The 19155-nt window shown below is 52.3% G+C and carries 14 protein-coding genes; 5 read left to right on the plus strand and 9 right to left on the minus strand.

The annotated features are described in order from the left end of the window. Positions 1 to 424: 424 nt before the first annotated feature. The 4 genes from EAW52_RS22935 to EAW52_RS22945 form a co-directional block, all read right to left on the minus strand. Positions 425 to 1363, minus strand: coding sequence for a glucosaminidase domain-containing protein (locus EAW52_RS22935; protein WP_122044210.1), 939 nt, complete (start codon positions 1361 to 1363; stop codon positions 425 to 427). Positions 1364 to 2061: 698 nt separating this feature from the next. Beyond that, positions 2062 to 3111 carry a formylglycine-generating enzyme family protein gene (locus EAW52_RS22940; RefSeq protein ID WP_256680662.1) on the minus strand — a complete coding sequence of 350 codons (1050 nt, stop codon included), beginning with the start codon at positions 3109 to 3111 and terminating at the stop codon, positions 2062 to 2064. Further along, on the minus strand, positions 3108 to 3524 hold the full coding sequence (locus EAW52_RS26520; protein WP_256680663.1) for a hypothetical protein: 417 nt from the start codon (positions 3522 to 3524) through the stop codon (positions 3108 to 3110). Before EAW52_RS26520 ends, EAW52_RS22940 begins: the two co-directional genes overlap by 4 nt. Next, complete coding sequence (locus EAW52_RS22945; protein ID WP_256680664.1) at positions 3503 to 4801, minus strand: sulfatase-like hydrolase/transferase; 1299 nt, start codon at positions 4799 to 4801, stop codon at positions 3503 to 3505. Before EAW52_RS22945 ends, EAW52_RS26520 begins: the two co-directional genes overlap by 22 nt. Positions 4802 to 5584: 783 nt before the next feature. Here EAW52_RS22945 and EAW52_RS22950 point away from each other — a divergent pair. Beyond that, the gene (locus tag EAW52_RS22950) at positions 5585 to 6562 is read left to right on the plus strand and encodes a hypothetical protein (protein WP_122044211.1); all 978 of its coding nucleotides are present in this window, start codon (positions 5585 to 5587) and stop codon (positions 6560 to 6562) included. A gap of 745 nt (positions 6563 to 7307) precedes the next feature. Here EAW52_RS22950 and EAW52_RS26525 read toward each other — a convergent pair. Continuing rightward, on the minus strand, positions 7308 to 8462 hold the full coding sequence (locus EAW52_RS26525) for a hypothetical protein (RefSeq protein WP_256680665.1): 1155 nt from the start codon (positions 8460 to 8462) through the stop codon (positions 7308 to 7310). A 955-nt stretch (positions 8463 to 9417) separates the two neighbouring features. Between EAW52_RS26525 and EAW52_RS22960 the strand changes: the two genes are divergently transcribed. Further along, the gene (locus EAW52_RS22960) at positions 9418 to 10332 is read left to right on the plus strand and encodes a LysR family transcriptional regulator (protein ID WP_122044212.1); all 915 of its coding nucleotides are present in this window, start codon (positions 9418 to 9420) and stop codon (positions 10330 to 10332) included. Here EAW52_RS22960 and EAW52_RS22965 read toward each other — a convergent pair. From EAW52_RS22965 to EAW52_RS22980, 4 genes are all read right to left on the minus strand, one after another. Continuing rightward, a complete protein-coding gene (locus EAW52_RS22965; RefSeq protein ID WP_122044213.1) occupies positions 10329 to 11105 on the minus strand; it encodes a substrate-binding domain-containing protein in 777 nt (258 codons plus the stop codon). The genes EAW52_RS22960 and EAW52_RS22965 overlap by 4 nt on opposite strands. Positions 11106 to 11139: 34 nt before the next feature. After that, positions 11140 to 12435, minus strand: coding sequence for an MFS transporter (locus EAW52_RS22970; protein WP_122044214.1), 1296 nt, complete (start codon positions 12433 to 12435; stop codon positions 11140 to 11142). 294 nt (positions 12436 to 12729) lie between these two features. Then, complete coding sequence (locus tag EAW52_RS22975; RefSeq protein WP_122044215.1) at positions 12730 to 14025, minus strand: sorbosone dehydrogenase family protein; 1296 nt, start codon at positions 14023 to 14025, stop codon at positions 12730 to 12732. Continuing rightward, positions 14022 to 14450, minus strand: coding sequence for a DUF2231 domain-containing protein (locus EAW52_RS22980; RefSeq protein WP_122044216.1), 429 nt, complete (start codon positions 14448 to 14450; stop codon positions 14022 to 14024). The genes EAW52_RS22975 and EAW52_RS22980 overlap by 4 nt, the downstream gene beginning before the upstream one ends. A 525-nt stretch (positions 14451 to 14975) precedes the next feature. Between EAW52_RS22980 and EAW52_RS22985 the strand changes: the two genes are divergently transcribed. The 3 genes from EAW52_RS22985 to EAW52_RS22995 are packed head-to-tail and all read left to right on the plus strand — an operon-like array spanning position 14976 to position 18807. Beyond that, positions 14976 to 15596, plus strand: a complete 621-nt coding sequence (locus EAW52_RS22985; RefSeq protein ID WP_162997699.1) for a (2Fe-2S)-binding protein — start codon at positions 14976 to 14978, stop codon at positions 15594 to 15596. After that, on the plus strand, positions 15596 to 16585 hold the full coding sequence (locus EAW52_RS22990) for a xanthine dehydrogenase family protein subunit M (RefSeq protein ID WP_122044218.1): 990 nt from the start codon (positions 15596 to 15598) through the stop codon (positions 16583 to 16585). Before EAW52_RS22985 ends, EAW52_RS22990 begins: the two co-directional genes overlap by 1 nt. Next, a complete protein-coding gene (locus EAW52_RS22995; RefSeq protein WP_122044219.1) occupies positions 16582 to 18807 on the plus strand; it encodes a xanthine dehydrogenase family protein molybdopterin-binding subunit in 2226 nt (741 codons plus the stop codon). The genes EAW52_RS22990 and EAW52_RS22995 overlap by 4 nt, the downstream gene beginning before the upstream one ends. Positions 18808 to 19155 lie beyond the last annotated feature (348 nt).

A 19155-nucleotide genomic window follows, 5' to 3' on the forward strand; every position in this document is an offset into this window, starting at 1 on the left:
AACCTTTATTTTTAACTCTTTAAATGCCTAACTCCTCAAACTCGAAAAAGTACTTTCCCGAGTCATCATTTCAGCCAACCCGATGTGCTGCCGTTGAGATCTCGACTGCCTTTCAAATACTGCGAAGCCGCGCAGCCACTCACCTCAGTGGCAAATCTAGAGATGAGTTCTCGTTAGAATTCGTAAGTTTTACAAAACAAAAGGATTGGGCATTCCACAGGAGACCTTGTGTAGGGTTAGCGCAGCCATGCGCCTAGCTTATAAAGAACCCTACACTTCGCTTATTATGCGAGGCGCATGTTTTTATAAGAATGAGTGAAATAGGCGTCGGCTTGATAAGTATATATTGATGATTAGTACTTACGCTCGCGACATTAATAGCCTAATGGCGCTTAGAGGGTTAATTAAGCCCTCTATGGTTTGCTTATGCTACGCTGCTGCGCAATTCCTCTGCCGTCGCTATTACTTTCTGCGCATAACCCTGAGGGTCGGTGGTTCGCTGGAAAGAATCGACTGAGCCTGGCTGCCAGTTAGGCCCGCCGTTGTATTTCTCCAACTGACTCCGGGTGTCGCCACCCAGATTGCTCATTATCATGGCGGCCATCTCTATCTGGTCGGCTTGACTGGAATGGTCGTATTCATGACCTGCCTGCTGACGGAACATGCCGCTGTTTTCGCTACGTGTAGCGGCTTCTACCTGCATCACACCGTCGCCATTAGCCATGTTCTGTCCCCAATTGCTCTCCTGCTTAGCTTGAGCTGCAAGCACAAAGGGATCAACTCCATACTTTTCTCCCGCTTTGACGCAGTTCTGCCAAAGACCCTGCGGCATGCCCTTCGGTGCGTTGCCAGCATTAACTGAAGTGATGCCATTGCCGGGCTTCACTGTCTGACCATCACCTGCGTCGTTCGCCCTAGCCTCCCCCTCCTTGCCGCTAGGGCTTTGTGCTGCAAATGAAACATCTCTGGGTTGGCCTTCATTACCAAAAGTGACCGGAGCATTGCCCTTCCCCCCGCTGCCTTTTTCATTCCCGGCGGAGTTGTTGGAAGGGGCATGTTGCTGCCCACCTTGCAACAGCATCAGTAGTTGTTGAATTAGGGGCTTGAGCATTTCAAGGATATCTTTTAGAGATTGCTCCACATTATTGGCACTGCTCGGATCCTGTATAGATTTGTTGCTGAAACTGTGGTTCAAAGAATTGCTGTCGGCGCCATATAGGCTGCCGAAATTGACGGGACTGCTATCGCCCAAGCCAAATGAGACTTGCCCATTTTGTCCATAACTACCTTGAGAAAAGCCCATGTTCTGGGAATCCAAGGGCAGTAAGTTCTGAGGAACTGGTCGTTGTATGGATACACTCATGTTTACCTTGCCTCGAAAATGATGGTGCCGCTTAAAACCAATCGGTGAATAGCGCCGGGTTTGTGCATAGGTTCCATCCTGACCAAGGCCATCCAGCTCATCTGGCTTTGTTACCTATTTTAGCAACAGACCTTGCCGACCCGTTAGTCGCCTAGTTCAGGTGGAGCGTTTGAATAAGTGGTTTATGGTCAGTGCCGGTTCCAAATGTGAGGCAGGCTGCCGAGGCGCTTTGAACAAGCCAAGCTGCGTCCCACACCACGAGCTCAGCGCGTAGAGACGAAACGTTTAATGGTAATTACGGATAGGGCGATTGCCGTCTTCTTGCTCTACCATAAGAATAGCTACATCTTGTGACCTAGACAGACATCGAGACGCTTTCAGATAGTTGAATCAATGCACTCCAGCACCCTCTTTTCATGGGCGAAAAGCTAAATTAGGCACAGCACCTAAAAGACTAGATGAGTTCATTAATGAGAATACCGGACGCCTGATTTCAGAAGTTAATCGCGTGCTTGTTGGGTGCGCTATAGCCCGCGCCGAAATTCGAAGCCATGATCTCTTTGACGTGCCTAAGAAAATTATTTTCTGACAGCGCCTAGATAGACGAACACCACTACTGCAGGAGCGGAGCCGCCCTGGGCAGCCCCATTTCCATTCAAGAACGGCCAGGTGTAACCCAAGCTTGGAAATACAGCTGCCTAGCGGGTCGGCGCCTCTGTCGAGACCGTTCTAAATCCGATATGCGAGGTGCCTAAATAACTGACCTGGGGTTGCCTGGCGGAAGGTCGATAACGAAGACAGTAATCTTCGGCGCATACGTGGGAGCCACCTTTTATAACCTTCACCGGAACGCCAGGCTCCCGCGGGTCCAGCCCCGTATCAGGCCCTTCCGGGTTATTGGTCTCAACACCCTCATGGCCCGGGCGATACCAAGTACGGGTAAGCTCCCAGACATTACCTCCCATGTCAAAAAGGTTGAATCCGTTGGGTGGAAAGCAGCCCACGGGAGATGTCCCCCGGTATCCATCAATTCCTCGATCCGCAAGGGGAAAGTCGCCCTGCCAAGTGTTAGCTTGTGGATGTTCATGATCCAGTGGTTTGTCACCCCAAGCGTAGTCCGCTTCTACTAGGCCGCCGCGGGCGGCGTACTCCAACTGCGCCTCGCTTGGCAGCTCTCGCCCCAGCCATGTGGCATAGGCCAGAGCATCATCAAAGCTGACATGAACCACAGGATGACTGAGTCGAGTTTCGATGCCCGAGCCAGGGCCTTCCGGGTGCCGCCAGTTTGCTCCAGCAATAAACTGCCATCCTGGATGTTCTTTTGAACGGACAAATACCAGCGAGCCGGGCAGACGCACCGCCGAAGGAAGTCCTCTGGCCGCTTCGCCACTGAGCCCGCGCTCCGCCTGCGTCTGATAGCCGGTTGCCCTTACAAATGCTGCATACTGCGCATTGGTGACAGGGTGACGGTCTATCCAGAAACCTTTGATGCCAACGGGGACCGCTGGCCGCTCTTCGGGATAGAAGCGCTCGGACCCCATCGTAAACCGGCCTGCGCTTAGCTGGATCATTCCATGCTGCTCTCTGCCCTGCCGCGTCAGGGGCAGCCCGTCGTAGGTTTCACACAAATAGCCTGGCAATGGCGATGAATCCGCCACGGCTAGGTAGCGCAAAAGCCCTCCGGTCAGGATCGCGAGCAAAAGAGCGCTGATAGCGATCAGGTGATTACGCCGTACCCGTACGCTCACAGGTCTGGTGCGCTGTCGGCCGGGCGCTGCAGTGCAGGAAAGCGCGGCACTCCTGCCTCGTCTATAGAGATGTTGTTACTGCCTGCATACTGCCGCCAGTCTAGCAGGAGGTCCTTAACCTGTTCAGGATGTTGCCCAGCCAGGTCCTGTTGCTCGGCGGGATCGGTGGCCAAGTCATATAGACGCCAGGTTGCGCCTGTTATCTTGGGCGCATAGACCAGCTTCAGGTTGCCTCGACGAAGCGCTGCTGCACCGTCCTGCTCCCACCCCATCGGCTGCGCGGCGGCATGAATCCGCGGCTCCTCTCCACTAAGAAACGGCAACATCGTGCTGCCCTGTGACGGGATGACCGCCCTACCCTTATAGCGAATACCGGGATGCTCTATACCGGCTACCTGAAGAAAGGTCGGCATGACGTCGCGGACACTGGCAAACTCCGTTGTCTGGCCCTTGAGGACCCTGGCCGGAAAATGTACAAACGCAGGTACCGTATTCCACCTTCAAAAATGGTCTGCTTATAGCGCCGTCCCGGCTGAGCACTAACTTGCGCCCAGGCTGGACCATAGGTCACAAACGAGTTAGCTCGCCCCAAATTGTCCAGACGATTATCAAAGTGTTCGGCTACCCATTCTTTGATTGAATCCCCTCGGTTTACCGACTCCGGGCCGTTATCGGACATGAACAGGATAAGTGTATTGTCATACTCGCCCAGGTTTTTAAGATGAGTGACGAGGCGGCCAATCTCCTGATCCAGAGACTCAACCATTGCCGCATAGGCCTCCATTGAGCGTGCTGAGCGCACTTTTTCTTCCGCGCTTAAGGAATTCCAATCAGGCACGCCTTCCAGTACCGCCCGCGTCTGGAAATCGGCTGGAAGCAGGCCCAGCTCTTTTTGGCGAACCAGGCGTTGATCGGCAATCACCTGATACCCCCTGTCATAGAACCCACGGTACTTGGCAAGATAGCTATCCGGCGCCTGGAGCGGCCAGTGAGGCGCCGTGAAGGCTGCAAATGCAAAGAAAGGCTTGTTTTGCTCATGCGCCGCCCGAGTCGTCTCGATCAACCGATCGGTAAAATAGGTGGTCGAGAAGTAGTTTTCGGGCAGAGCAATCGGTTCCCCATTATGGACAAAGGTTGCCGAGTAGTTGGCCTGGATAGACATTTCCTTTTGCTTGAAATGAGCAGCCCCTCCCTCCAACACCACATAGGACTCAGCAAACCCTCTATTCTGGGGCTGTTGTTCCGGCAGCTTGCCCAGATGCCACTTCCCTGCAATGGAAGTCTCATAGCCGGCGTCTCGCAGTAGTTCAGCCAGCGTAACAGCCTCACCTTGTAATACGCCCTCATAGCCAGGCCGGATGGCTTGGTGAGCAAACAGGCGATTACGTGTCTCGGCCATCATGCCAATACCTGACAGGTGCTGGTCATTGCCAGTAAGCAACATGGCTCGGGTAGGAGAACAGCTCGGCGCGCTATGAAAGTCCAGCAAGAGCTTTCCACCAGCAATCAACTGATCAAGGTTAGGTGTGCTGATTTCACTGCCCATTGCGCCAAGGTCTGCATAGCCCAGGTCATCAGCAACCAGCAGGAGGATATTAGGCTGATGAGGTGTTTGGGCGTTTTCGGCAAACGACGTTGTGCTCGATAAGAGACAAAGACAGGTGGCAAGCACCCCTGGTGTAAGTTTCATGGGTTTTCCTTGTTGTTGTATGCCCATTTTTTGAAGCGCTTGACCCCGTTATCAGTCAGCCACCAAGATAATTATGATGGTTAACTTTGTTTGTCAAATCTGCCTGCGTCTCGACGCAATGTCATGACCGGCACCTACCAGGCTCAGCTGCAGCTTTTTAATCAGGTGCGCTGTAGAGCGGACCTTCACGATTTAAACGTTGAATGCTTGAGGCAAGGCGAGGCTCCACGCTTGCATTCGATTCAAGACAGGCATCAGTAGATGGCAAGCTTTGGTCCGACTTCTGCTTCTAAAACAATATGGCTTATACAGCATGTCACGACGCTGCGACTGCTACGTCATGCTGCCACTTGACGCTTTTTAACCGCGCCAAGTCTGAGCTGTATTGCCAGGAGTCTTTTAACGATGCGACTTAGTAAAAGTGCTGCACCGTTATCCTCGCTCCTGCATCACTACCGCTTGGACTAGCAATTGAAGGTCTAAGCCCTATGGATTAGGGGCTCAAGCAAAAACCGCCTCGTCAATAAAGCCAACGGATCGGCGTCCGGCGTAGGTAAAGGATCTGATCACAGCAGATTCAGTCCAGGCCATAGGTGGGAACTTTTGTTAGTAGAAAACCACGCAGGAGTTTTCTCTATAATCCAACAGGCCTGTCCATCATGTATCCGATTGGTACTCCTTCTGTTGTCACCATTCACTCTCCAACACCTGGAGAGGATGTTCAGAAGAGTGAAACCGCTCCGCTGCCTCCTCAGAAATTGCCAGTAATACCGCCTCGGCCAGATGCTCCTGCAAGTAGCACGATTTTCAGGTGCTTGGAAAAAGGCCAATAAGGATATTGTCAGCGAGGTGGCAAAGCACTTGGCTTTTCCTGATCGCTTGGCATTGTCACAATCTAACGATGCATTATGTCAAGCCATGATTGAGCACAATGACATCAAGGTTCCTGACAACGTTGTAGAGGCTTGGACGACCTTACAAAAGGCTCCAAATACCAGGGTGATGGATACGTTACTTCAACATCTACCCAACGCAAACAATCTAGACAAATCGTCTATAGCAATGGAATTTGTTAAATATCTAAGTAATTTTCAATCAGAGTCTGAATCCAAGCTTGAGCAGTTGGATCATTTATATAACGCACTACCAGATATAAATGTCGAAAATCCAAGCATCGCGATGACGCTTAGTGAAGCCCTTTTCGCTTATGGAATCGCTCGGTTACCGCAGGAGAAACATACTGCAGGTTTAGAGCGCATAACGAACACTCTTTATGAGATGGCAGCAAGGCCAGATGAACTTACTACCTTTGGTGATTTAGCAGCAAAGCGCGAAAAATCTAAAGAGCTAACGAACTTGATAACTATTGCATCGAATAAGTTTAGTGTCATGCCGCTCACTGGCAACGATAGAGAGGCTATTGGCAAAAAAATAGTCGAGACGTTTCATCTTGTTCAGGTTGGTGACTGGCTGCATGATTTTTCACTCGTCGATAAGCGGCCTGATTTAAAACTACCAAACCAGCAGGCTGAAAGCGTTTTGAATACTATGCGTGCTTTAGAAGATGTTCAAACCAAGTTGGGGCTAGCGAGGGAATGCATCGCTCACTTTAATAGCTTCGACTTAAAAGACGCCCCAAAATTCATCTCCGACTTAGAGGAACAGTTAAGCTCCTTACAAAGCTGCGAAGAGCAGCATAGTGGCGTAGGCAACCTTTTAAATGAGCTCAAGAAATTAAGTTCTTTCTTAAAAAGAAGCTAATAGACTGGCATCTTGTATACTCTCTAGCAGAAATCAGAGATGAACAAGGCGGCGTGGTATCCTACGAAAGATCAGCTGCAGAGAATAAACTAACAATCGAAATGATTCAGCTATCAAGGTGTCAGGACCAAATATACCCCTTGCCTCACTCTGCAATGCTTACTGATAGGAAGCATTGACAAGGACTACGATAGTGAAGAGTTACGTCATGATCGCAACCACTTTAGTATGCGATCAGTAATTACCTAGCGCACCACGTGTTTAGGCGTGCCTCGACGGTTTGACATACACGTAAACGAGCTGCCATTCAGCTAGTTGAAGAAAATACACCTGCTTTGACAAGCTGGCCAGTAGCTTCGAGGCTGTGGTTATTCTGGCTTGTATTGAGCGATGCATGTGGGCGGACTGTTCAGAACACAATTTAAGACAGCGTTATAAAAAATTATTTGCAGCTAGGCAGTGAACTTAAAAGGGGGGCTTATAACCAATGGACTCTATTAGCGCTTCGGCTGGGTTATCCGAAGCAATACTACTCGTGTATTGGTTCATCCGCACATATCTTCCAAGACGAGGCAAATGAAAACAAACTATTTTCCATATTCCTGGGCATAAGCAAACCTTATGACTAGACCACACAGATAGCTGTGTTGACCAAGTGTCTGGAAACGCGACATGCCTCTTATGACAGGCTTAAAGCTCAGAGAGGCCATGAGAACTCAAGGTTCTCATGGCCTCCTTTGTTGGCTTACTGCTGAATAATGGCCGCTGTATTCATCATGCCGGTTTGAGATACCGTAGCCTGATTACCCTGGCCGGTACGCTCAAGTGTTACAGACAAACCTGAGCCTTCCTGAGTGAGCTTAAAGGCGTCATTAACCGTCTGGCGCTGAGTAATGCTCATGTAGTTGTCGTCACCCAGCTGAGCGACTTCCAGTGAGCTATCGATCGTTCTATCCTGTACAAGATCCATGGTATTGCCATTACCTTCCTGATTGGTAGTGATCTCATTAGATCCCTGCGCAGCCCTCTGGTCTACATTCAGAGTATTGTTATCCCCTGTTTGGGTTGCATCCAGATAAACCCGTGCTGAAGCAAACATTCCGGCGTTACCTTCTTGCCTGGAAGTTATAGTGTTGTTATTACCATTTTGTGTGAATCCGGCTGATGTATTCAGGATTTGAGTGGCGTTTACGCTATTACCGTCACCGGTCTGGTTAAAGCTCAAGCTATTCCCGCCGTCCTCAGGATACTTAGGGTTACTGCCGTCTTGGTCAACGACTACAACGTTCGCATTTCCAAGTTGGCCGCCTACGACCGAATTATTCATATAGCGTTGAGTAGAGGTAATAGCGTTGTTATCACCATTCTGGGTTACTGAAAAGCCGCTTCCCACACCTCCCGTGTCCTGTTCTACAGTGATGTTGTTTGCGTTGCCAGTGGTATAGGCAAAAACGGGAGCATAGTACAGCCCGGTCTGGACAATATTATGTACGTTGTTATTACCAATTTGCTCGCTGGACGCTACGCCTATTAAGCCACCTGTACCGTCATAGTTATAAACGTTTGCATTACCATTTTGCGTTACATCAGCATAGCTACCGCCCTCCTGGTAGATGGTCGCAAGGTTATTGTCACCCGTCTGGTAAACCCTTGATTCAGCGTCGTTGGTATTTTCTGCCTGAAAAACGGTAGCCGAGTTTGTGTTCCTATTCTGCTCGACGATCTGCCTACTATTGATGCCCAGTTGATTCTGTACTGCCTTATTAGAGCTTCCGGTTTGGGTAAGCTCAGCAGTATTGCCATCCCCAGCCTGGTTAATCTCAGACTCATTCATTTCAGCCATTGCAGTAGCAGTTGCAAGGGTTAGGGCTGTGGCAGTGAAAAGGTGGTGAAGACGCATATCGATTTCCTTGTCGTTATACCTAATATATGGCCTTAAAGATGGCAGTAGGCCAGTTAACCAGAGAGACCGCATCCTTCTTCTGATCTTGATAGTTACCAGTTGCACTGGTAACAACAGCGTAGATTCAGAAAAACTGATTGCCATCAAATCCGACAAATGGACAGGTACGTTTATTACGTCATGAAGCTCTTAGTTTATTTTTAGAAACAGATCAGCCACGACTAACCTTTTAATAACTATCAATACTGCAAAAAGATCCTTATAAGCCTGCAAGACAAGTTAGGAAAATGCGGATTTAATCGATATCTCAAAAGCAATAACGTTATGACCCGCCAATGCCATAATGTCTTTCCCTGATATTGCAAGGAAATATAAAAGAACTGGCAAGTCGAATCATTTAGTCCGTTATGCGCTATTAATTAAAGCTAAACGCTTAATCTTCAGCTTATTATCCAACACGTTAGACGCTATAAAAAGGGAAGTATTCCTCCTTCCTATGAATGTTTAAGTTATTTTTTATATAGCGGTAGCGAGGAACCCTAAATGTTGGACATCTAACCGGATCCTGTTAACCCCTTAGTCCAGCATATGATCAAACTTACACAAAGTAGTTTTTTCAATCACCTCAACAAAAGCTACTCCTTGCTATAGACCTACAAATTTAGGCGATTTGATCCTGCTCTTATAGCCGATCCGCATGTTGCGAATGCTCTAAGTAGTATAGCTCTCGACAAATGTATTCAAGCGTGAACAGTCAGAACTGATGTATTCCAGCATTCTCACTCACAGTTACGTATTATTTGGGAGGAACGACTTAACTTACCTAAGGGCGAGAGGGTTAGCACATAACGGCGCGATTAAGAGCCGCATCAAATTATGCCCATAAAAGCGGTTTGCCATATCTATATCCGATAGTATATGCCTATTATCTAGCACAAGTTATGTGAGTACGATGGCCGTCAACTTCGACCTAAATGATCTTCAGGCATTTTGTGCTCTGGTTGAGCATAAGAGTTTTCGTGCTGCTGCCGATGCGATCTACATCTCTCAACCGGCTTTGAGCCGTCGCATCGATAAACTGGAGGGGGCGCTCGGGGTAAAGCTGTTCGAGCGAACCACACGACGAGTAAGCCTTACCATGGTAGGTCGGGCATTTGCACCGCGGGCCGAACGCCTCCTCAATGACCTGGATGATGCGCTGCTAGGAATAAGCGAAGTGGCTTCCAACCGTACGGGGCGGGTAACCGTGGCCTGCGTTCCTTCTGCGGCATATTACTTCATGCCAAGTGTTATCGCCCGCTACCATGCTATCTATCCCAAGGTACGCATAAAGCTAATTGATACCAGTGCCAACAAGGTATCTGCGGCTGTTATCAGCGGTGAGGCTGATCTAGGCCTAAGCTTTTCCGGCAATCTCGATCAGGACGTAGAGTTTGAATGGCTGGTACAGGAGTCTTATGTCGCGGCCTGTCGGTGTGATCATGCGCTGGCAGGTAAAAAAGCGGTACGTTGGGATGAGTTCTATCGCTACGACTACATTGTAGTCGACAAGACATCAGGTAATCGTTTTCTGCTGGACCAAGCACTTGCTCATATTGCACCGGAGCGTCTTAGTATTTGTGAGACCCGTCATGTGACGACCATGCTGGGTATGGTTGAAGCAGGACTTGGCATTGCAGCGGTCCCTGCCATGGCCCTGCCGGCTGGCCATCATCCGGTTCTCACCAGTGTGCCGCTTATTGATCCGGTTGTGGAACGTCACGTAGGTATTATCAAACGGCGCGGCCGCGCCCTTTCTCCAGCCGCAGCCGCTTTGGAAAAGCTGCTTATCGATATGAAAGCGCAGCCGTCAAACAGGCCGGCTTAAGGTACTGAATCCAACCCCGTCGAGCGGACCTGCTGCTGAACCTCCTTGGATGAGAGGTATTGCAGCAATGCTCTAGCCTCCTCTGGATGCGCTGCGCCTTTGGGAATAGCACCTGCAAAACGGGTAACCGACTGAACCGATTCGGGGATTTTCCCTATAAAGGTTACGCCAGGCACAGGCAATAGCTCACTCACCTGTTGAAACCCCAGTTGGTAATCTCCCCTGGCAACCATGGAGCCTACCGGATCCTTTTCAATCATCTTTGCCTTCGGTTTTACCTGGGTTTCAATACCGAGTTTCTTGAACAGCTGATTTTGAATGTATACACCACTGGCGCTATCAGAATACGCGATAGAGTCGGCCTTCAGCAGTGAGGCTTTCAGCTTTTCCACGGTATCGATCTCAAGCTTGGGGGAGCCCTTTCGAACCACTGCACCTATACGGGAATCGGCCAGCTCAACTCGAGAGCCCTCCTGAATCTTGCCCTGTTTGATCAGCTCATCAAGAGCATATCCGACCATGATGACTACATCGGCCTGTTCACCTCTTGCCAGGCGATTTGGAATAGCCTCGGGAGACTTGCCCATCGAAGGACCGCGGCTCGTTTGTAAAGTATCCCCGCGCTGGGCGGCAAATTCTGGTGCCAACTGTTGATAGGCGGCAGTAAACCCACCGGATATCATTACCTTTAGATCTGCTGCCTGAGCCGTTCCCACCAGGCTATATCCCAGCAGAGCTACTGCGAACACACTTCTCTTAATAAATGCCGTCATGATTATTCTCGCTTATAGACGATACAGGGGTGTTTCAGGCGGTCTGCAGCTGCAGGGAGCTGCGGCGATACAGGTAGCACGTCGCCAACAGTGCGCAGATAGCTGCAAAACTCATCCAGTAACCAGGCGCGGCCCTATCGCCCGTCGCTTGGATCAGAGCAGTTGAAATGGCTGGGGTAAATCCTCCAAACACAGCGGTAGCCAAGCTATATGCCAGCGAAAAGCCTGCCACCCTGACCTCAACCGGCATAATTTCGGTTAACGCGGGAATCATGGCGCCGTTATATAAGCCATAAAGAAACGACAGCCACAGCAGAACGCCTAACATAAGCCCAAAGCTGGGCGCATCCGCCAGATATGATAGGGCTGGATACGTGGTCACGATAGCAAGTGCAGTCATCGCAATGAGTAATGGCTTGCGCCCGAACCTATCGGATAGCGCCCCGCCAATAGGCAGCCAGATAAAATTTGAGACGGCGACGAGCAGCGTTACCAGCAAGCTGTCCGAGGCACTTAGCTTGAGTACCGTCTTGCCAAACGTAGGCGCATAAACGGTAATCAGATAGAAAGCCGTGGTGGTCATGGCGACCATCAGCATGCCAGCTACTACTACCGTCCAGTTATCCAGCAGAGTCCTTAAAACCTCGCGCATTGCAGGATGATGACGGCGGGTGTTGAACTCCTGAGTTTCCTCAAGCTTGCGTCGTAACACGAAGATAAACGGAACGATCAAACAGCCCAGCAGAAACGGGATGCGCCAGCCCCAATCGGCAATTGCAGACTCGGAAAGCCAATGGTTGAGTCCAAAACCCAAAGCCGCAGCCACTACGATGGCAACCTGCTGACTGCCTGACTGCCAACTTGTATAGAACCCCTTTTTACCTGGAGTCGCAATCTCGGCCAGATAGACCGATACACCACCGAGTTCGGCACCTGCGGAAAAGCCCTGGAGTAGACGGCCAACTAGCACGAGCAGGGGGGCCCAGAACCCTATGCTGTCGTAACCCGGCACCAAGACGATCAAGAAGGTCCCGGCAGCCATAATCGAAAGGGTTACGATCAAGCCCTTGCGACGCCCTACCTGATCGATGTATGCACCCAAAATTACAGCCCCCAGAGGGCGCATTAGAAAGCCAGCGCCAAAAACTGCAAAGGTCATCATCAGGGAGGCAAATTCGCTGCTAGCTGGAAAGAAGGCCTTGGCGATATAAGTGGCGTAGAAGCCAAACAGGAAGAAATCAAACTGCTCAAGAAAGTTGCCCGACGTCACGCGGAATATTGCACCAATCTTTGAGCCAGAAGCGGCACGGTGGCCATGAGCAGGAACCATAGAACACTCCACGTCTTGTCTCATATGCAGAAGGCATATGTCTTTTTGTAACAAGAAGAGTGGAGAAAAAATATTGATTTGATAAGTGCATATTAGTGATCGACTAATGCATACATCGCATTAATGGCATTGCACTGGAGCACACATCTTTAACAGTGCATTACCTGCTAAGCGATGCGCCAGAGGATCAGAGTGGTAGATAAAGGATAGATAACGAGACGTATCCGCTGACTGCCCCTGATATTTCCTTGGTGGGTACGGACGGCCCTATAGGACCGTCCTGCGCAGAACCAACTACTGCGTCCGCGTCACCCGCCATACGGTGTTAGACAGATCATCAGCGATGATGAGCGCACCGCGCGGATCGACCGTTACGCCCACCGGACGGCCACGGGTTTTCCCGTCATCTCCACGGAACCCTGTTGCAAAATCAACAGGATCACCAGACGGGCGTCCGTTGCTGAATGGTACGAAGACCACCTTGTAACCGACCGGATTCTTTCGATTCCAGCTACCGTGCTCGCCAACAAATACGCCGTTGGCAAACTTGTCGCCCATTTCCGGTACTGAGAAGTCCACACCCAGCGCGGCGACGTGGGAGCCCAGCGCATAATCCGGTGCGATGGCAGAAGCAACTTTTTGTGGGTTCTCCGGCTTCACGCGTGGGTCGACGTTCTTGCCCCAGTAACTGTAGGGCCAGCCATAGAATTGGCCTTCGCGAACCGAGGTCAGATAATCCGGAACCAGATCAGGGCCCAGCTCATCCCGTTCGTTCACCACGGCCCACAATTGCCCCGTCTCCGGCTGAATGGTCAATGCTGTGGGGTTACGCAGACCGGTCGCATAGGGTTTGTGAGCGCCCGTTTCAGCGTTGACTTGCCAGACCATTGCGCGATCTACCTCGGCTTCCATGCCGCGCTCGGTAATATTGCTGTTGGAGCCGATGCCCACGTAGAGAAAACGACCATCGGGACTGACCGTCAGCGATTTAGTCCAGTGATGGTTAATTTCCGCAGGCAGATCGGTAATCTTGGTCGGTGGACCGCTGGCTTTGGTTTGGCCGTCCGCATAGTCGAAGCGCACCAGCGCATCCTGATTGGCCACGTACAACTTGCCCTCAAATAAAGCCAGACCGTACGGTGCGTTCAGGTTCTCGGCAAAAACCTCTTGAATCTCATAGGTACCATCACCGTTTGCATCGCGCAGTAATGTAAGGCGATTGCCCCCCTTTACCTTGGTATTGCCTTCCGCCTTAATGACCCCGGCAATAACATCTTTTGGCTTGAGTTTCGCTGCGTTACCGCCCCGGCCTTCCGCCACCAGGATGTCCCCGTTGGGTAGTACAAGGGTTTGCCGTGGGATTTTAAGATCCGTTGCGATCGCTCTGACGTCGTAACCCTCAGGCACTTTTGGCTTTTCATCGCCCCAGGGTGCTGGATCAGCAATCTTCATACTCGGTAGCAGGCCGCGCTCGGGATTAGGTAGCTTTGGATCACCACCGTGTGATTGGGTGGCTTCTCCCTCGCCACCGCCACACGCGCTTAGCATTACCGCCATGCTCAGTATCGTCAGTGCATTCGAATTTCTCATCTTGCACCTCCTGAGCGCAGGTTGGTCAGGCCGATCCAGGTTGCAACAACGCTAAGCAGCGTTACGAATACCGAGAGGGTCAGCCCCATGGGCATCGACGCCCAGGCATCCTTTGCATGCTCGAAGGCATTAACCAGCCCCAGTACCCAGGTGATCAGCAGCAGCAGAAAATACATCACCGGCCGCCCGCCCTTATGATCAGCGCGGATCAGATTGACCAGCGCGAACAATAGCGCCAGCCCGCAGAAGAACTCACCTCCGGCAATCAACCAGGACGAAAAGTTGTTCCACTGGATCTGGTATGTCTTGGAATAGGCAATATCGCTGAGCAGCGCGCCAAGAAACAGCGGCACGGTTCCAGCAAGCAGTATTGCATGCAGCGGACCGGGTGTAACTCTATAGGTCGGATGAAGTGCAGTGGTCACGGGAGCTCCTTTTCTCTGTTGTGTGTTGCAGAGGCCGTATGCAGGTGCACCGGTTGTCAGGTACCTGCTGGCGCTGCCATAGCAAAGGAACGCAGCGCTTATGTGTTAGTTCACGGCTGCCCATTGAATGAAACATATTGAAACCTCTGGAGGCGCTCTACACCGCGGCCTCTGCCGATCCGACCCTTCGACATGCTCCAGCAGAAGGAAGCGACCTATAGGACAAGAGGGATGTTCTGCACGGCCTACTTCATCGCAAGTTTCGAAACACACATCCTGTAATCAATGGTCGGAAAACGTATGACTATTGCCGGACCTTTCTGTCCTGAAGGCGGTCCGTCTAAAGCGGCCTTGCTGACGCAGAAGCGGTGAGCCGTCTGTGACCACTCCTGAATGGGCGTGCCCGTGATCGCTGCGAGCCAGCCCCGTCGGCAAATGGATAACGCATGTATCAGGCATGCGCGGCCGTTTTCGAGCGGGTCAAGTCTTGTGGCGAGACGGAACGTCCCAACGATGAGGACTTCCATGAGCGAGTCGATATCCCCCAACCGCCGCAGCTTTCTTAAGTCTGTGGGTGTATCCAGCCTAGCCGTCGCCTCGGCTCCAGTTTGGGTTCAGGCCATTCAGGCCGCACCTGTCGACGATACCCAACAACCTCTACAACCTGGCGAGCAAAGGATCACCCTGAAAGTGAACGGCCAGGCTCACACACTTAATGTTCCTGCTAACGCCATACTGCTTGATGTACTGCGTGACCGTCTGCAGCTGACCGGTACCAAGAAAGGGTGTGACCACGGTCAATGTGGTGCCTGCACCCTGCATGTGAACGGGACGGCAGTGAATTCCTGCCTGTCGCTGGCTGTCAGCCATGACGGTGATGAGATCACCACTATTGAAGGCCTAGAAAAAGACGGCAAACTGCATCCAGTCCAGGAAGCTTTCTGGGAACACGACGCTTATCAGTGTGGCTATTGTACCTCTGGCCAGATCATGAGCGCTGTGGCAATTCTCAATGACCCCTCCATTGGCAGTGACGACTCCAGCGTCCGCGAAGCCATGAGCGGCAATATCTGCCGCTGCGGTGCCTACAAGAACATTCTCGCAGCCATCCAGTCGGCCCGCGGCAAAGTGGAGGGAGCCAGCTGATGCGTAGCTTTCAATTTGATCGTGCAACCAGCACCGAGCAAGCGCTAAAGGCTGGCCAGTCAGACCAGGCGATGTACCTGGCTGGCGGCACCACGCTCCTTGATCTCGTGAAGCTTGACGTTATGCAGCCCGAACGGCTGGTGGACATCAACCGTGTAGGCCTCAACAGACTGGAGCGCCAGGACGATGGCAGCGTGCGTATCGGTGCCCTGGTCACCAATACAACCTTGGCTCAAGACAATTACATTGTCCAGGCCTATCCCGTGCTGTCTCAGGCACTGTTAGCAGGCGCTACGACACAATTACGTAACAAAGCCACCACGGCTGGCAACGTCATGCAGCGGGTGCGCTGCCATTATTTCCGCGACAACGTTTCGCCCTGCAACAAGCGCAAGCCTGGCAGTGGCTGCTCGGCGATCAAGGGTGACCATCGCTCGGTCCACGCTGTCCTAGGCACTAGCCAACACTGCATCGCTATGCATCCATCCGACATGTGCGTGGCGATGGCGGCTATTGGTGCGACTGTTCATGTACAAGGTCCTAAGGGTGAGCGGACGATTGACTTCCTCGATTTCCATCTGCTGCCCGGTGACACCCCCGAACGTGAACACGCCTTGGCGCCCGGCGAACTGATCACTTACATCACGCTTGCACCGCCACTGGCCAGCAGCCGTTCGGGCTACCTGAAACTGCGCGATCGCGCCTCTTATCAGTTCGCGCTGGCGTCGAGCGCCGTCATCGTGCAGATGCAGGGTGATCGCATAACCGACGTGCGTATTGCGCTGGGAGGCGTCGGCACCAAGCCCTGGCGAGCCCATGAAGCGGAACAGTCATTACGCGGTCAGCCCGCCAATGACGAGACCTTCCGCCGTGCTGCGCAGCTAGCGCTACAGGGTGCCACGCCTTATCGGCACAACGCCTACAAAATTCCCCTGGCCCAGCAGGCCATCGTACGTAACCTGCAGACACTTACCGGAGGTGTGGCATGAACGACATCATCGGCGCGGGTCCCAGGCGAGTCGACGGGCGACTCAAGGTCACCGGCCATGCCCAATACACTGCCGATCATGGACTTAAACGCATGGCGTATGCCTATGGCGTCTACAGCACCATCGCCAGCGGCCGTGTCACCCGTATCGATACCGATGAGGCTCAGCGCATGCCGGGCGTACTCGGGATCTTCCACCACGGCCATTTCACTGAACTCTATCGCCCACCCAAGATGAAGCTGAACCCAGCTAAGATTGACCGGCTTGTGAAGGTTGATGAAAGCCGTCTGCCGTTCGAGGACGACCGCGTTTATTACGCCGGTCAGTTCGTGGCCATGGTGGTAGCCGACTCCTTTGAACAAGCTCGCGCGGCGGCTTACAAGGTTAAGGTCGAGTATAAGGAAGAGCCTACCTTAGCCACGCTCGCGCAAGCAAAAAAGGTACAGTCACCCAAAACCGCGGGCTCGGATTACTCGCGTGGAGACCCACAGGCTGGTTTTGACAAGGCAGCCCATCGCATCGATGTCACTTACACCACACCTGTCGAAACCCATAACCCAATGGAGATGCATGCCACGACTGCTTATTGGGAAGGTGATCGGTTATTCGTGTATGAATCCACGCAGTCGGTAATCGTGCACCGCAACACCTTAGCCCGTATCTTTGGTTTGAGCCCGGACAAGGTTGAACTGCAATCGCCCTTTATAGGTTCGGGCTTTGGCAGCAAGCTCTGGGCGTGGCCGCACTCCCCTGCCACTTGCGCTGTCGCGCGACTTGTAGGTCGTCCCGTACAGTTTGTGGTGCCACGTCCACAGATGTTTACTACCACCGGCCATCGTCCAGCCACCGAGCAACGACTGCGGCTCGCCACGGACGACCAGGGAAAGCTACTGTCGGTACGACATGAATCGGTCAACAGCACGTCCTTTACTGACCAGAACACTGAAAGCTGCGGTAGCGTGACCAAGAGCCTCTACAGCTGTCCCAACTTGGCTGTTACCCATGCGACCTTGCAGGTCAACCACGGTACGCCTACGTCCATGCGTGCACCGGGCGCTGCACCGGGTCTGTTCGCACTGGAGTCAGCCATGGATGAAATGGCGGAGGCCATTGGTATGGACCCGCTGGCGTTTCGCAAACTCAATGCCTCGACTCGGGACGAAAGCAAAGACATGCCCTGGTCCAGCAACCACCTTCAAGAAGCCTTCGACAAGGCCGCAGCCAAATTTGGTTGGGACAAGCGAACCCCAGAGCCCGGCTCGATGCGAGACGGCCATGAGGTAATCGGCTATGGCCTGGCGGCCTGTAACTGGGATGCCATGCGCTGCGCCTGTGAGGCCCGGGTATCACTGCGTGCCGATGGGACGGCTTACGTCACTTGTGGCGCGCAGGATATCGGGACCGGCACCTATACCATCGTTGCCCAGGCCGTGAGCAAGATCACCGGCCTGCCACTGGAAAAGATCACTGTACAGTTGGGTGACTCATCCTTTCCGCCCGGCCCCGTTTCTGGCGGCTCCTGGGCAACCGCCAGCGTTCTACCCGCCGTGGCGGAGGCTACCCGGGACGCTATTGAGCAACTAAAGAGCTTTGCTATAGAGGACGGGCCATTCAAGGGTGCCGACCCCAAAGCATTGGAGTTCGCTAATGGCCGGCTGGTCAAGGATGGCGAAGCGCTGGATTTTGCCCACCTGCTTACTACACGGCGTTTAAGCAGTTCTGAAGGCGAAGCCCGAACGCAGACAGCGGATAAAAGTGATGTTTCGATCCGTTCCTTTGGTGCACACTTCGTGGAAGTACGGTGGGACCCGGGTATCTCTCGTCTGCGTGTATCACGGGTGGTCAGCGCGATAGATGTCGGTCAGGTCATTAACGCCAAAGCCGCTGCGAATCAGGTGGAGGGTGCGATTGTAATGGCTATTGGCATGGCAATGTTCGAGGCTACCAGTTACGACGAGCGCAACGCCATGCCCACCAACAATGACTATGCCGAGTACATGGTGCCGGTACATGCCGACCAGCCGCCGGAACTGGACGTGATACTGCTTGATTATCCTGACTATGCCCTCAACGAGTTTGGTGCACGCGGTATCGGTGAGATCGGCATTACAGGGTTGGCGGCTGCTATCGCCAACGCGGTGTATCACGCTACCGGCAAACGCATCCGCGACCTCCCAATTACCCTAGACAAGCTGATGGATGAGATTCCCCAGGCTGTATAAGCCGCCACGGCCCAGGGATGGGCGCCGGGGTTACGAAATAAGGTATTTCCTGCACGCAGTTGGATCAGCTCTTGCCATCAATACCAAAAACCTTCTATCTCGTACCCGTTAAGGTGGTAATAAATAGGCGGCATTATTCATCATCAGTGCGCACGGCTCTCTGGCGAGACAATCAATCTTTACCTTAGACTCACGTCTTACTAAAGCCATGAGCAATCATTGCTGAAAGTATGCGATACACCGCGGTTGCTTTTAAGGTATTCTTAGACCGTAGGCTTTAAGTAGACGACTCCGCGCCCTACTTGATGATGTTATTTTTGCCTAAAAATAACTAACCTACCCTGATAA

The organism is Pseudomonas sp. LTJR-52, from assembly GCF_003691465.1.
Lineage (GTDB): Bacteria > Pseudomonadota > Gammaproteobacteria > Pseudomonadales > Pseudomonadaceae > Chryseomonas > Chryseomonas luteola.